At 63.7% G+C, this 13,380-nt stretch carries 14 protein-coding genes; 6 read left to right on the top strand and 8 right to left on the bottom strand.

The genetic code is table 11. From position 1 onward, the window contains the following. Nucleotides 1-83 precede the first annotated feature (83 nt). The 3 genes from ACPWR9_RS17725 to ACPWR9_RS17735 all read left to right on the top strand — a co-directional run bounded on the left by ACPWR9_RS17725 (nucleotide 84) and on the right by ACPWR9_RS17735 (nucleotide 1,984). The gene (locus ACPWR9_RS17725; protein ID WP_426299757.1) at nucleotides 84-440 is read left to right on the top strand and encodes an ArsR/SmtB family transcription factor; all 357 of its coding nucleotides are present in this window, start codon (nucleotides 84-86) and stop codon (nucleotides 438-440) included. Further along, complete coding sequence (locus tag ACPWR9_RS17730; protein ID WP_426299759.1) at nucleotides 424-1,374, top strand: SRPBCC family protein; 951 nt, start codon at nucleotides 424-426, stop codon at nucleotides 1,372-1,374. The genes ACPWR9_RS17725 and ACPWR9_RS17730 overlap by 17 nt, the downstream gene beginning before the upstream one ends. A 202-nt stretch (nucleotides 1,375-1,576) precedes the next feature. Beyond that, the gene (locus ACPWR9_RS17735; protein ID WP_426299761.1) at nucleotides 1,577-1,984 is read left to right on the top strand and encodes a DUF4148 domain-containing protein; all 408 of its coding nucleotides are present in this window, start codon (nucleotides 1,577-1,579) and stop codon (nucleotides 1,982-1,984) included. 97 nt (nucleotides 1,985-2,081) lie between these two features. Here the strand turns inward: ACPWR9_RS17735 and ACPWR9_RS17740 are convergent, their stop codons facing one another. Then, a complete protein-coding gene (locus ACPWR9_RS17740) occupies nucleotides 2,082-2,984 on the bottom strand; it encodes a ferritin-like domain-containing protein (protein WP_426299953.1) in 903 nt (300 codons plus the stop codon). Nucleotides 2,985-3,108: 124 nt separating this feature from the next. Beyond that, a complete protein-coding gene (locus ACPWR9_RS17745; protein WP_426299763.1) occupies nucleotides 3,109-4,431 on the bottom strand; it encodes a TIGR00366 family protein in 1,323 nt (440 codons plus the stop codon). 315 nt (nucleotides 4,432-4,746) lie between these two features. Between ACPWR9_RS17745 and ACPWR9_RS17750 the strand changes: the two genes are divergently transcribed. Continuing rightward, nucleotides 4,747-5,172, top strand: coding sequence for a hypothetical protein (locus tag ACPWR9_RS17750; protein WP_150680863.1), 426 nt, complete (start codon nucleotides 4,747-4,749; stop codon nucleotides 5,170-5,172). Between the two features lie 46 nt (nucleotides 5,173-5,218). Here the strand turns inward: ACPWR9_RS17750 and kefC are convergent, their stop codons facing one another. Both kefC and ACPWR9_RS17760 read right to left on the bottom strand, forming a co-directional pair. After that, nucleotides 5,219-7,117 carry a glutathione-regulated potassium-efflux system protein KefC gene (kefC, locus tag ACPWR9_RS17755; protein ID WP_426299765.1) on the bottom strand — a complete coding sequence of 633 codons (1,899 nt, stop codon included), beginning with the start codon at nucleotides 7,115-7,117 and terminating at the stop codon, nucleotides 5,219-5,221. After that, complete coding sequence (locus ACPWR9_RS17760) at nucleotides 7,117-7,872, bottom strand: NAD(P)H-dependent oxidoreductase (RefSeq protein ID WP_426299767.1); 756 nt, start codon at nucleotides 7,870-7,872, stop codon at nucleotides 7,117-7,119. The genes kefC and ACPWR9_RS17760 overlap by 1 nt, the downstream gene beginning before the upstream one ends. Nucleotides 7,873-8,160: 288 nt before the next feature. Here ACPWR9_RS17760 and ACPWR9_RS17765 point away from each other — a divergent pair, with 288 nt between their 5' ends. Continuing rightward, nucleotides 8,161-8,454, top strand: a complete 294-nt coding sequence (locus ACPWR9_RS17765) for a hypothetical protein (RefSeq protein ID WP_426299769.1) — start codon at nucleotides 8,161-8,163, stop codon at nucleotides 8,452-8,454. A 22-nt stretch (nucleotides 8,455-8,476) separates the two neighbouring features. Here ACPWR9_RS17765 and ACPWR9_RS17770 read toward each other — a convergent pair whose 3' ends face one another. Beyond that, a complete protein-coding gene (locus tag ACPWR9_RS17770) occupies nucleotides 8,477-9,262 on the bottom strand; it encodes a helix-turn-helix domain-containing protein (protein ID WP_426299771.1) in 786 nt (261 codons plus the stop codon). 169 nt (nucleotides 9,263-9,431) lie between these two features. On the opposite strand from ACPWR9_RS17770, the gene ACPWR9_RS17775 reads away from it, so the two are divergent. After that, nucleotides 9,432-9,881, top strand: coding sequence for a hypothetical protein (locus tag ACPWR9_RS17775; protein WP_426299773.1), 450 nt, complete (start codon nucleotides 9,432-9,434; stop codon nucleotides 9,879-9,881). An 8-nt stretch (nucleotides 9,882-9,889) separates the two neighbouring features. Here the strand turns inward: ACPWR9_RS17775 and ACPWR9_RS17780 are convergent, their stop codons facing one another. The 3 genes from ACPWR9_RS17780 to ACPWR9_RS17790 all read right to left on the bottom strand — a co-directional run bounded on the left by ACPWR9_RS17780 (nucleotide 9,890) and on the right by ACPWR9_RS17790 (nucleotide 13,279). Further along, nucleotides 9,890-10,357, bottom strand: coding sequence for a cupin domain-containing protein (locus ACPWR9_RS17780; RefSeq protein WP_426299775.1), 468 nt, complete (start codon nucleotides 10,355-10,357; stop codon nucleotides 9,890-9,892). A 219-nt stretch (nucleotides 10,358-10,576) separates the two neighbouring features. Continuing rightward, the gene (locus ACPWR9_RS17785; protein WP_426299777.1) at nucleotides 10,577-11,989 is read right to left on the bottom strand and encodes an amino acid permease; all 1,413 of its coding nucleotides are present in this window, start codon (nucleotides 11,987-11,989) and stop codon (nucleotides 10,577-10,579) included. A 516-nt stretch (nucleotides 11,990-12,505) separates the two neighbouring features. Continuing rightward, nucleotides 12,506-13,279 (bottom strand): SH3 domain-containing protein, encoded by a 774-nt coding sequence (locus ACPWR9_RS17790; RefSeq protein ID WP_426299779.1) that lies wholly within the window; start codon nucleotides 13,277-13,279, stop codon nucleotides 12,506-12,508. Nucleotides 13,280-13,380: the final 101 nt, after the last annotated feature.

Genomic DNA, 13,380 nt, shown 5'->3' on the forward strand with positions numbered 1-13,380 from the left:
CCCGATCCACCCGATCCATCGTTAAGCAAGGACTTGATACTAAAGTTCTTGCTTAACTATTTTTCGCCACTATACTCAAGCACATGCTTGACCATGACAACACCCTCGATTTGACGTTTCAGGCGCTGGCCGACACTTCCCGGCGCGCGATGCTCGTACGCCTGGCGCAGGGGCCGGCGTCGGTGAGTGCGTTGGCGCAGCCGCTAGCGATGTCGCTACAGGCGGTCATGCAGCACCTTGCTGTGCTCGAGAGCGCAGGGCTGGTGCGAACGGAAAAGGCCGGTCGCGTGCGAACGTGCCGGATCGAACCTCAGGCGCTGAGTCTTGCGGAGCGATGGATCAATCAGCGCCGACATGAGTGGGAGGGCCATCTCGACCGGTTGGGCGAGTATCTGGCCAGCCTGCCGCCCGAAGGAGGCATTGATGAACACGGCAAGTGATGCAGCAGAACAACCACGCCCGCTGACAATTGGCCGCACTTATCCGGCCACCTGTGACGCGGTGTTTCGGGCCTGGACGACGACGGACGCGGTCAAGCGGTGGTTCTGTCCGACGGGGTACACGGTGCCCGAGGCGCGCGTCGATGCGCGAGTCGGCGGCGTTTTCGAACTGCGGATGCAGTCGCCGGAAGGCGAGTCGCATTGGATTCGCGGGCATTTCACCGAAGTCGACGCGCCGGTGCGGTTGGTGATCGAGATGGATGTGACCGATGCTGCCGGGCACGCGCTGTTTCGCGCGCACACGACGGCGGGTTTTGCCAACGTGAGCGACGGCACGCGACTGGAAGTCGAGCAGCGCTACACCGTGCTCGATCCGGCCTTCGCGTGGATGCCTGCGGGCGCCAGCCAAGGTTGGGCGCAAACCCTCGACAAGCTCGGCCGCGAAGTCACGCGCTTCGATGTCGACGCCGCCGCGCCGTCGAACCGCTCGGTGGTGCACGCCACGTTTCGCCTCGAACGCCAATACGCGGCCTCGCCCGCACGGGTGTTCCGTGCCCTGACGGTGCGCGAAGCCAAGGACAAATGGTTTGGCGGCGGCCCGGGCTTTACCCAAGTGGAGCGTTCGATGGATGTGCGCCCGGGCGGCCGCGAGCATTCGAAAGGGCGCTGGGGGAGTGGCATGGTCTCGACGTTCGATGCGCTCTACTACGACGTGATCCCCGACACGCGTCTGGTCTACGCCTATGAGATGCACCTCGATACCCGCAAGATTTCGGCGTCGCTCGCGACCATCGAGCTACGCGCCCATGACGGCGGCACGCAATTGGTGATGACCGAGCAAGGCGCGTTTCTCGACGGGTACGACGATGCCGGTTCGCGTGAGCGCGGTACGCAATTTTTGCTGGATGCCTTGGGGGCGTCGTTGGCCGACTGAGCGAGTCACCGTGCCCGGCGATCGTTGCTGGGTGCGGTTTCTCAGGGTTTGCACCAATATCGGGCATGCGATTCTCATCGAAACACGCAATAGTTCGTGGACAAATATCGCGTTTTTCATTGCATTTGCGAGTTCTAGACTTCCTTCCATCGACGGCGCTTTAACAAAACAAAGCCGTCGCAACTGACAGGAGTTTTCAAACATGAACCGCAAGAACATCGCAATCGCCCTTATCGCCGCTGCCGCTTCGTTCGGTGCCGCTTCCAGCTACGCTGTCGAAAACGGTAACAACTACCCGGATGTTGCTTCGCAAGGTGCCCCGCTGACGCGCGCTGCTGTGATCGCCGATCTGGCACAAGCCCGTGCTAACGGTCTGATCCCGCAAGGCGACGCCGACTATCCGGTGTATGTCGCTTCGGGTCCGGCCAAGAGCCGCGTCGAAGTGAAGAGCGAACTGGCGCAAGCCCGCGCTGAAGGTCTGATGGCACAAAACGACGTGGACTACCCGATCGTCGTGTCGCAAGGCCCGAGCGTTTCGCGCGCTGACGTCAAGCAAGAACTCGCCCGCGCTCGCGCTGCCGGCGAACTGAATGTGAGCGAAGGCAGCTGATCTGCCGGTAGGGCTCGCAGCAGGTAAGAAAAAGCCGTTCCCGAGGGAACGGCTTTTTTCGTTGTGACAACCGGGTTGGCGAAGCGCTGCGCTGAACTCATGCCTTCATAAATCGCAGCGCCAGCCGCGCAAGCTTCGGCACGAACGTCGGGCGCAGCAGGCGCTTGTCGTAGCCATCCATGCGGCGCGCGTCTTCCTCGAGACACAGCGCAATCAGATCGCGCGGCTTGAGCGACTCGCCGATCTCGGCGGTGCCTGTGGCAAGGAAGTTCGCATCGTGTGCCACGCCATCGGTGTCGATGCCGCGCGCCATGGCCACGCGCTCCCAAATCAACACGACCCATATGGCGGCGACGCGCGTGTAAAACCATGGGCGTTTCCAGAACGGTAGGTTGTGGCGATGCCAAGCCAGCCAGTTGGCAAAGAACAGGATATGACGCGCTTCTTCCTGAATGACAGGTTCGAACGTTTCGACCAGGGCGCTGGGGAAGTAGCCGGAGCGCTGCGCCGAACGGAATAGACCGAACGCGATAAAGCTGTCGATGCACTCGCTGAAGCCCGTTTTCATCCATGCCCATTCGGGATCGTTGGGCGGCGGGTAGGCAGGCTCGGGGGCAAGCGTGATGCCATGGGCTTTCACCAGCTTCGATAGCACGACTTTGTGGCGCGCTTCTTCGTCGCCGTCCATCGCGATCGCTTCGCGTAACAGCAGGTCTTGAACGGTCGCGGCGTAGGTCGCCACGCGAATGGAGGCACGCCCCTCGGTTTGCACAGCGATGTCCCAGATGGGCAGTGCGGTGAGCCGTTTGAGGGCGTCGGGCGGAAGCTGAGGCCAGTCGATGACGGCGGGTTTGTAGGGGTTGTGAGACTCAAGCAGCATGCGGCAGAACATCTGCTTGTGGGAGTCCGAACCAATTGCCATTGCGCCATCGACATCGTATTGCCAATGGCGCATGACATGGTCGGCAGCGGCTACGGCCGCCGCCTGCGTGTCGGACATCTGCTCGGGATATCGCATGAGGTATCGGTCATATCTGCGTTCGCAAAAATCATACCATCAAGCGATAGGCGCGCGCCGCCCAGAATGGTGGGTTCGCGGCGCGCGAATGCTGCGCTAAACCCCTTTAAAACAAGTACATTCCGGCGATGAAGATTACGCCGGAAAACAGCAGCGCCGTCACGCAATAACCCATGATGTCGCGCACGCCCAGGCCCGCAATGGCCAATGCGGGCAATGCCCAGAACGGCTGCGCCATGTTCGTCCAAGCCTCGCCGTACGCAATGGCCATAGCGGCCTTGCCCATGTCGGCACCGAGCGCTTGCGCGGCCGGCATGACGAACGGGCCTTGCACCACCCAGTGACCACCGCCCGACGGCACGGCGAAGTTGATGACCGCCGAGCTCAGGAAGGCGAGCAACGGGAACGTGTGCACGTTGGCGATTTCAATGAACCAATTCGTGATGACACCTGCCAACCCCGAGTGATCCATCGTGGCTTGAATGCCCGCGTAGAACGGAAACTGAATCATGATGCCCGACGCTCCACGCGCCGCATTGGCGACCGCGCGTGCATACGCCATCGGCGTCTTGTGCAGCAAGATACCGATGCCGAGGAACGCGATGTTCACGGTGTCGATGTCGAGCGTAAAGCCCTTCGTGACCGAGCGAACGATCAGATAAGCCGCGATCAACGCAAAGACGAGCAGCGAGAGCAGACGGCTTTCTTCCAGCTTCTCGGCCAACGTGGCATCAGGCCCGAGCACGCGCTCGTGCGTGGGTTCATCGATCAGCAGCTTCGGATCGACGGACACGACTTCGTTCGGGCGCGGCATCATCGCCCGCGCAAGCAGCGGCAGCATCACGATCAAACCGATCGTGATGAACGCGTTGTAGCCCGTGAAGAGGGTTTGCGAGACGGGAATCAGGCCAACCACTTTCTCCATCGGATTGCCATGCGTGGCGGCCACCAACGGTACCGAGCCGGACAACCCGCCGTGCCACGTCAGGAAGCCCATGTAGGCGCAAGCGACGAGCAAACGGTAGTCGGTGCCTTTCACGCGACGCGCAACTTCACGCGCAAACATCGCACCCAGCACTAGACCGAAACCCCAGTTGATCGCGCAGGCAATGCCCGCGAGCAGCGCCACCATCATGGTGGCTTGTGCGGGCGATCGCGCCGAACTGGCGAGGGCGGCCATCGCGCGCTTCATCGGGGCAGAGCTGGCGAGTGCGTGGCCAGTGACGAGAATCATCGCCATCTGCATCGAGAACGCGAGCAGATTCCAGAAACCGGACCCCCACAGCAGGACCAGATCGCCCGGCGTCTTGGGCGTGAAACCCAACGCGAGCGCGAAAGTGATGATGGTAAGAAAGATGGCGAAGATGAGCGGATCAGGCAAAAAACGATGCACGACCTGCGTAAAGAAACGGGAAATACGCTTAACCACAGTTGCCTCTTCCTTATAGTTAACATGTTAATCGGCGCATTGTCGCACGCGTCTCTGGGCGCAGACATAACGTAAAACTACGTAATTGCGAAGTGCCGAAGGAAGTTGCAGGTGTACTGGAATTAGGCGCGGGGGAGACGAAAGAGGGACTGAAGTGGGACAAAACCGAGCGGGAGGAGCGCTTGAAATATGCTGTAATTGTTTCGTTTGACGCAACGCGCGTTATCGCTCGACAGCGTTTATCCTGAGTCAAGGGCTCACTAGACTGGTGAGCCCGCTGTCGCTGTTTTTCAGCTTCTTTGCACTGGACTCATCATGACGTTGACCCTTGAGCAGCTCTTCCCGCAGCATCGTCCCGAAGGTGAAGCCGTCGCCACGGCACTCGATAGCCACGCCGTTGTGCAGGCGCTGTCGCTGGCGTGTGCTGAACATCCGCTCGTACTGCTGCGCATGATGTACCCGGCCACCGACGCCGTCACGCACCGCAGCCGCGATGAACTCGCCGACGTACTGCACCGCCACGGCTTGCATCAGGTCGCGGGCCTCATCGAAGAGGAGTCGCCGTATCTGATGTTCACGTCGGCCACGCACGCCTTCCTCACGCTGGTGGAAATTCGCCGCTATTCGGCGGCGATCGCTGTGCATCTCTACTATCGCGGGTTGGCTGGCAGCGACGCGGAAGAGCGTCTGCGCACCGACGCGAAGGTGCCGGCAGACGGGCATTTCAAGCCGTTCGACTAAGCGGTTCGACTGCACGAAGACGCACCGGGCGGTGCGCCATGAGGCGCTACTGCCCGGTTGTTTTTTCTTGCGTAGGTGTCTGCGTTTGCACCGGCGTAGGGGTGATGTCGGGCGCCTTATCGCCATCCCATCCGAACGTGACCTGACGCTGCGCTTTGCGCTGTTCGCGCTCGCGCGTCATCTGTTCTTCGAACTGGCGGCGACCTTCCTTGGACTTGGCAATCATCTTGTTGCGGTCCTGATAGAAGGGATACATCTCGTCGGTCAGCTTGATGTTGCCGCGCCGGAATGCCATCGTCGCCTCGCGGGCTTCCGCCGCCGGCCAGCCCAGTTCTTCCAGTACCGAACGTGCGCTGCGCAACGACGACTCGAACACTTCCCGCTCGATGTGCTTCACGCCACGATCGCGTAACTGGAACAGATGCCCCACGTTGCGCGCCCGCGCGACGATTGGCACGTCCGGGAAGTGCTCACGCAGCAGATCCACGATCTCGAGCGACTGATCGACATCGTCGACCGCGACCACGACCGCGCGCGCATTCGCGACGCCAGCGATGCGCAACAGATCGAGCCGTGTGGCGTCGCCGTAGAAGACCCGGAAGCCAATTTGCCGAAGGCTCTCGATGGTGTCCGGATCATGATCGAGCACGGTCACCGAGACCCCCTGCGGCACGAGCGCGCGGCCCACGATCTGACCGTAGCGGCCAAAGCCGCAAATCACCACGCTGGCCGTCTGCGGCTCGGCAATCTCTTCCATGCGCGGCGAGCCCTTGAGGCTATAGCGCGGCAACAGCCATTTATCGATCGCCACGAGCAGCAGCGGCGAGATCAGCATCGAGAGGGCGACCGCACCAATCAGGAACGACGACACGGCAGGCGGCAAGACTTGCGGCCCCGCCGACTGGAACACCACGAAGGCGAATTCGCCGCCTTGCGCGAGCAGCAGCGTGAAGATCGGCCGCTCCTGATACGGCAGCTTCATCAGGCGCGACAGCCCATAGATCGCAAAGCCCTTCACCGCCATGAAGCCGACCACGACGGCGAGCATGCGCAACGGTTGCGCGAACAGCACGCCGAAGTCGATGCTCATGCCCACGGCAATGAAGAACAGCCCGAGCAGCAAGCCCTTGAACGGTTCGATGTCGGTTTCGAGCTCGCGGCGATATTCGCTTTCTGCGAGCAGCACCCCGGCGAGGAACGCGCCCAATGCCATCGACAGTCCCACCCACTGCATCAGCGCGGCAATGGCGACGACGAGCAAAAGCGCGGCCGCGGTGAAGATCTCCGGCGTCTTGCTGTTGGCGATCCAGCGCAGCAACGGGCGCAACGCCAGTCGTCCACCAAGGATGATGGCGGCAATCACGCCGACGATCTTCAGCGCCTCAAGGGCGCGCTCGGTGCCGGTCAGTGCATGGCTATCGACCGAGTTGGCGAGCAGCGGCAGCAGCGCTAGAATCGGGATAGCTGCCACGTCCTGAAACAGCAAAATCGAGAACCCGGCTTGTCCGCTGGGGGTGCCTAGCAGGTTGCGCTCGGCCATCACCTGCAAGGCAATGGCGGTCGACGACAACGCAAGACCGAGGGCGGCAACGAGTGCAATGCGCCATGGCGCGCCGAGGGCGACACCCACGCCGAAGAGCAGTACCGCGCAGCCGATGACTTGCGCCGATCCCCAGCCGAAGATGGGGCGTCGCAGGTTCCACAGCCGCTTCGGCTCCAATTCGAGACCGACGAGAAACAGCATGAGCACGACGCCGAACTCGGCGAAGTGCAGCACATCTTCCACACGCGAGACGAGCCCCAGCCCCCACGGACCGATGGCAATGCCCGCAGCGAGGTAGCCGATGATCGCGCCCAGACCCAGTGCACGGGAAAGCGGCACGACGATAACGGCGGCGGAGAGATAGATGAGGCTGGCGAGCAGCCACGACGGGACGTGTTCCATCAGACGGCCCTCCCGGGGCGAGCGCTCGCGTCATTGGCGGGTGGTTCGGGATCGGTGGCCGATGCCGGGCCCGGTAAGGCGTCCGGCGGGCAACGCGGGCGGTCGCTGTCGGGAATGTCGCTGCACTCGGGGGCGGCGTCCATCGTGATGAGTTCGGGCCATTGCGGGTAGGTGGCCAGCCGGCCAGCGAATTCGCTCACGTGCGCGTCGAGCGCCGCGTCGTCGCTGCGCCGTGCGCCGAAGAACACGTGCGGCGGCAGGAAGCGCATGCCGCAAAGACGCGCCGTCTGCTCGTAGGCCGGTAGAAAGTCGGCAAATTCGTGCTGGTTATAACCCTCGACGCGGTAGCTCGCCTGCGGGCCGCCGGTGCTCGGTACGAGCCACAGGTCTTTTTGCGCGAGCGCGTGACCGTCGTGTCCATAGGCCCAGCCCCACGTAAGCACCTCGTCGAACCAGAGCTTTTGCAACGGCGGCATGCTGTACCAGTAGATCGGGTGCACCAGCACGATCATGTCGGCGCGGGCAACGCGCCGCTGCTCGGCGGCCACGTCGATGCTGAAGTCGGGGTAGGTCGAATAAAGGTCGTTGACGTCGACGCCCGCGATGCTGCGCGCGGCGTCGAGCAGCCGGCGGTTCACGCGGGAGTCGCGCCATCGTGGATGCGCCACGATGACATAGACGGCGCGCTCGGGCTGGCGCTCGGCGGTGCCAGACGGGGCGGGGGAGTCGTTGGGGGCGGGGGCGCGATCGGTCATGCGAGGGAGAATACCGCATTCATATGGCAGCGGACATGGCGCTTTGCGCAAGCCGATGACACGCGAAGCGAGCACGATCGATGAGGCCATCGACAGGGGCCGATGAAGCGGGTAATTCGGGCAGATGTTAAAGACTGCGGTAGCACTGGCCGTTAAGTCTCGTTATGCTTCGCTGAGCTTTCGAGGGCTCTGTTTTGCCCGGTGCCGCGTGCACGGCAGCACGGGATGACGTCACATAACTAGAACTTTTGCGCAGGGGCCGCTTGGCGGCCCCCACGCCACACCGACATGTCGCCGCAAGCCTTTCGCAATACCGTCAATCTGATCTACCACGGCCGCAACGTCGCGTTGACGTTGTTGCTTGTCGCGCTGCTCTATAACCAGACCTTCTGGGTGTTCGCGAGTGCAGTTGCGGCGGCGCTGTGTACCGGCGCGCTGCGCGAGGCGGACCGTATGCCCGAGGACGAGGATTTGCCGCCGCGCCCGCTCGCCATTCAGGTCCTGCGCATCTCGGTACCGTTGCTGCTCACGATGTTCGCCATTGGGTACGGCATCGTGTGGTTCAACCGCAACTTCGGCTGACTTTCGCCGCCAGGCTTCGGCGTCACAACACCATCGCGCGCATGTGTCGGCCCGTCGCTTCGTCGGCGGGGTAGAACGCTTCTAGGGCCAACTCGGCGAGCGTCACGTCTACGGGCGTGCCGAACACTGTCGTCGTGCTGAAGAACGACAGTAGGCCATCGTTCGTGCGCAATTGCATCGGCACGAAGATGCTCGCCGTTGGCGGCACCGCAGGTGCCGGTCCGCGCTCCTCCACAGGGTAGGCCTTCAATTCCTCATACAACTCGCCCAGCGTGGCGTCGCCGCTCGCGTGAATTTGCTGACGCAGGCGGTGCAGCAGGTGCGCGCGCCATTCGGGCAGATTGGCAATGCGGGGTGCGAGGCCGTCCGGGTGCAGCGACAAGCGCAGCACGTTGACGGCGCCGCTCAGTAGCGAGGGGTCGACACCGGCGAGCAGCGGCATGACCGCTCGATTTGCCGCGAGCAGCGTCCAATGCCGGTCGACCGCCAGCGCCGGATACGGCTCGTGAGCATCGAGTACCCGTTGTACCGCTTCGCGAGCGACGGCCATGTCGGGCGCGTCGAAGGCGCGCGCCTCGAAGCGGGGGGCGAAGCCCGCCGCTACGAGTAGGGCGTTGCGCTCGCGCAGGGGAATGTCGAGCGCTTGCGCAAGATGCAGGAGCATGTCGCGGCTGGGTTGTGCGCGGCCTGTCTCCACAAAGCTCAGATGGCGCGTCGATATCTCGGCTTCTAGCGCGAGATCGAGCTGGCTCATGCGCCGGCGCTGACGCCAGTCGCGCAGCAGGGTTCCGATAGCAGGTGTTGTCATGAAGCGGATGATAGCGGCTGGATGGTGGGTCGCCATTACCTCGCAGGTAATCGACGGCACGTCGGGCAATCACGAAGATGGCAGTCAGCGAGACCCGATGTCTCGTCATCCTGAACAACGCCGCCCAAGGCGCGTCGTCCGGATCGGTCCCACTTCGATGGAGGTCATCATGATGTCATCCCGTCAGTCTTCGCTCGAGGCTTCGCGCCACGACTCGGCACTTACTTCTTCTCGTTCCGCATTTCTTGCCCGTGTGATGCTTGCAGACGCGTTCGTCAGCGGTGCCGTCGGGCTGTTGCAAGTGCTCGCGGCAGCCCCGCTGGCGGCCCTGCTGGATCTGCCCGCCGACGGCCTGCGCTTGACCGGGCTTGTACTACTTGTCTACGGTGCTGCCCTTGTTTGGCTGGTGCGGCGTACCACGTTGCCCGCCGGGGCGGCGTGGACGGTTATCGCCATCAATGTGATTTGGGCGTTCGATTGCGGCGTGTTGCTGGCGTCGGACTGGATCGCGCCGAACGTGCTAGGCGTGGCGTTCATCGGGGTGCAGATCGTCACCGTGCTGGTGTTCGCCGAGCTGACGTTGATCGGGCTGCGCCGCCGCCAAGCGGCGCTAGCCTAGGGTCTAAATCACTTCACGAACTGAATGTCGTTCGGTGCCTGCGGCGGCAGCTTGATTGCGAGCACTTTGAACTCGCCGCTGGTGTTTTGCGACCCGGCGTGGACGGTACCGCGCGGAATGATGATGAGATCGCCCGGGTGCACTTCGCGCTGCTGGTCGCCCAGCCAGAACGTGCCGCTGCCGGCGATGACGTATTGAATCTCGTCGGCTTCCTGATGCGTGTGGCGCGGCACGTTGCCGCTTTGCACGGCGACGGTACCGTTGGTTGTGGCCACGAGTGTGCGCGAGCGCAGCGTGCCGACATTGGGTACGAGCTTGCCGATCTGTTCGTCGGTCATGGCACCGACGTCGATGATCTGCGCCGTCAGCGGGGCGGGGGCCGCGGCTTGTGCCGAGGCGTTCGGCATCAGGTGGGACGAGAGGAAACCGGCAGCGAAAGCGGCAGGCACGGCCGCGAGCAGGACGTAACGACGCATGTTCTTGATCCTTTTGTGGGTGCTTTGTAGTTAGCGGACAACGGAAAACACGAGCGAGCGACTTGCAGAACCGCCGTAAGGGCGGACGGCCCCGCTGCACGATGGTGTGTGCGGCAGGGCCTGTGCCGGACTATACGCGCTCCCGCGCAACGGCGGGAGACGGGGAAGTCGGTAGAGAGGGCGTTACAACAGGGCCGACAATTGCGGCTGTTATCGCAGTTACGGCTGGGCAGGCTTGTCGCCGTGCTTGTGCAGCAGGGCGTTGCGGCGCGCGTAGGTGAAGTAGATCACCATGCCGATGGCGAGCCACACGACGAAAGCAATCCACGTCGCCGCTTGCAGGTGCGCCATCAGGAACAGGCACAAGCCTGCCGAGATCAGCGGCACCACCGGCGCACCCGGCACACGGAACGCACGCGGCAGATCCGGATGCGTGCGGCGCAGCACGAGCACAGCCACCGAGACGAGCGCGAATGCCGACAGCGTGCCGATATTGATCAACTCGGCCAGCACGCCCAGCGGCACGAAACCGGCAATCACGGCAAACACCACACCGATGATCCAGGTGCCCGCGAACGGCGTCTTGTGGGTGGGGTGAATGCGCGAGAGCATCGGCGGCAGCAGGCCGTCGCGCGACATCGCGTAGGTGATGCGGGTCTGGCCGTAGGTCATCACCAGAATCACGGTCGTCATACCGAGAATCGCGCCCAGATCGACGAAGCCCGCAACCCAGTTCTGACCGGCGTATTGCAGTGCCAGCGACACCGGGTGATCGACGCCGGCGAACTGCGCGAACGGCACGATGCCGGTCATGATCGCGGCGACGGCCACATACAGCAGCGTGCACACGATCAGCGAGCCGATGATGCCGATCGGCAAGTCGCGGCCCGGGTTACGCACTTCTTCCGCAGCCGAAGTCACCGCGTCGAAACCGATGAAGGCGAAGAACACGAGCGCGGCGGCATTGAACATGCCGCTGGTGCCGAACGGCATGAACGGCGTCCAGTTGGCCGGCTTGACGTGCCACACGCCCACGGCGATGAAGAGCAGCACCACGCCGATCTTGATCGCAACCATCAGGTTGTTGATGCGTGCCGATTCGCGCACGCCGTACGACAGCACCCACGTAATGAGCAGCATGATCACGACGGCGGGCAGGTTGATGAACGTGGTCACGCCCGGCACGCTGCCTGGGGCGGCAGTGATGACGGCGGGCAGATGCAAGCCGAAGCCTGCGGCCAGCGACTGGAAGTAGCCCGACCAGCCGACCGACACAGCCGACGACGCCAGACCGTACTCCAGCATCAAGTCCCAGCCGATGATCCACGCGACGATTTCGCCGAGCGTGGCGTAACTGTACGTGTAGATCGAGCCGGAAACGGGAATCGTGGAGGCGAACTCGGCGTAGCAAAGCGCGGCAAAGCCGCAGGCCGTGGCCGCGATGACGAACGAGAGGGTGAGGGCGGGGCCGGCCGTGAGTGCGCCGGTGCCCGTGAGCACGAAGATGCCGGTGCCGATGATGGCACCGATGCCCATCAGGACGAGATCGACGGGGCCGAGCACCTTGCGGAGACTGCCGGTGCGGCTAGCCGCCAGCATGTTCTCGATGTTTTTGGTTCGAAAAAGACTCATGACCTGCAAAAGGTTCCTGCAACGTGTGTCTCTGGCGCACGCCTGACGCGCGCCATGGAGAATTCCCGCGGGCAACGTTGTCCCGCGACCTGGCTGCAAGGGCACCCTGGGCTTGTGGCCGCTCGTTCCCATGCCTGACGGACTGGCCGCAGGAGACGCGAGCAACGCCGATGCACGCCCGTGGGGGCGGGGGGAACACGATCGAGACTTACGGAGGATCTTGCCGGACTGACGTGAGCGTCGCGATACGAGGTCGCGACGGCACGTCTGAGAGAGATCTGCTAAGTGGTCTGCAATGTGACGGATGCCCGATGCGCTGGCTGCGCACTTCGACGCCGGGGCGTCGAACGGGCGAGGGCTCGCTGTCCTGCGGGTCGGCCATGGGCGCCTGATTGGCGCCTCCGCCTGGCCGACAATGCCCACATTTTAAGCGTTTTTCCCAAAACGCGTGCAGCGTCTGCTGAATTGGGGTCACGTACTCCGAGTGCCAGCGTGCCCCCTCGACAGGCATCGGGATTAGCGGTCGCCACCCGGGCGTCCACCGCCTCCGCCATGGCCACCACCGTTACCACCACCGTGCCCACCGCCGCCGCCGTGTCCACCACTGCCGCCACCCGGCGGGCGCGGACCGTGTCCGCCACCGCCACTCGGGGGACGCGGGCCGGGGCCTGCGCCATGTCCGGGCGGACGACCCGGCCCCGGACCCGCGCCGTGACCGGGAGGACGCGGACCTGGGCCTGCACCGTGACCCGGCGGGCGAGGGCCGGGGCCTGCGCCATGTCCTGGCGGACGGGGTCCCGGGCCCGGGTAATGACCGCCCGGCGGGCGCGGTCCCGGTCCGCCACCCCAATGCGGCGGACGTGGGCGCGGCGGCGGGCGGTTCCAGTAGCGCTGATCGTGGTACCACGGGCGACCACGGTAATAGTTGCCCCAGTACGCGCCGATGGAGAAGGTGATGATCGGCAGCCCGATCATCGTGCCGTAGTTGAGCACCGGCACCGGGCTGCCCTGATACGGATAGCTCAGCAGCGCCGCGTAAATCCAGCCGCGCGAGCCGGGCAAGCCGATGTCGCACCACGTGTAATCGGACAAACAGCCGTAGACGGTGACCGGCATGCCGGGCCCGGCCTGCGAGACGATCGGATAGTCGCTGGCGGGGCCTGCCCGCACATTGGCCGGTGAGTTGATGACGGCCTGACTCGCCTGCGCCGACGCCACTTCAGGCAGTGCGGCGAGGGTGACGAGCGTCACTGCCCCCGTCATGACGAGTGGCAAGAGGTTTTTCTTCATTTGCAGTCTCCCTGTCGTAACAGCGCGCCCGGGCGACATGCAAGAGGCACCAGCGGACGACACGCTTCGTATTCGGTTCGACTCGTCATGTTCCCACTTGG

This window comes from Pandoraea pneumonica (assembly GCF_049918595.1).
GTDB classification, from domain to species: domain Bacteria; phylum Pseudomonadota; class Gammaproteobacteria; order Burkholderiales; family Burkholderiaceae; genus Pandoraea; species Pandoraea pneumonica_A.

Excerpts from the sequence above, each read along its gene's own strand:
- ACPWR9_RS17725 (WP_426299757.1), top strand. The coding sequence starts at position 84 with ATGCTTGACCATGACAACACCCTCGATTTGACGTTTCAGGCGCTGGCC.
- ACPWR9_RS17730 (WP_426299759.1), top strand. The coding sequence starts at position 424 with ATGAACACGGCAAGTGATGCAGCAGAACAACCACGCCCGCTGACAATT.
- ACPWR9_RS17735 (WP_426299761.1), top strand. The coding sequence starts at position 1,577 with ATGAACCGCAAGAACATCGCAATCGCCCTTATCGCCGCTGCCGCTTCG.
- ACPWR9_RS17740 (WP_426299953.1), bottom strand. The coding sequence starts at position 2,984 with ATGTCCGACACGCAGGCGGCGGCCGTAGCCGCTGCCGACCATGTCATG.
- ACPWR9_RS17750 (WP_150680863.1), top strand. The coding sequence starts at position 4,747 with ATGACGTTGACCCTTGAGCAGCTCTTCCCGCAGCATCGTCCCGAAGGT.
- kefC (WP_426299765.1), bottom strand. The coding sequence starts at position 7,117 with ATGGAACACGTCCCGTCGTGGCTGCTCGCCAGCCTCATCTATCTCTCC.
- ACPWR9_RS17760 (WP_426299767.1), bottom strand. The coding sequence starts at position 7,872 with ATGACCGATCGCGCCCCCGCCCCCAACGACTCCCCCGCCCCGTCTGGC.
- ACPWR9_RS17765 (WP_426299769.1), top strand. The coding sequence starts at position 8,161 with ATGTCGCCGCAAGCCTTTCGCAATACCGTCAATCTGATCTACCACGGC.
- ACPWR9_RS17770 (WP_426299771.1), bottom strand. The coding sequence starts at position 9,262 with ATGACAACACCTGCTATCGGAACCCTGCTGCGCGACTGGCGTCAGCGC.
- ACPWR9_RS17775 (WP_426299773.1), top strand. The coding sequence starts at position 9,432 with ATGATGTCATCCCGTCAGTCTTCGCTCGAGGCTTCGCGCCACGACTCG.
- ACPWR9_RS17780 (WP_426299775.1), bottom strand. The coding sequence starts at position 10,357 with ATGCGTCGTTACGTCCTGCTCGCGGCCGTGCCTGCCGCTTTCGCTGCC.
- ACPWR9_RS17785 (WP_426299777.1), bottom strand. The coding sequence starts at position 11,989 with ATGAGTCTTTTTCGAACCAAAAACATCGAGAACATGCTGGCGGCTAGC.
- ACPWR9_RS17790 (WP_426299779.1), bottom strand. The coding sequence starts at position 13,279 with ATGAAGAAAAACCTCTTGCCACTCGTCATGACGGGGGCAGTGACGCTC.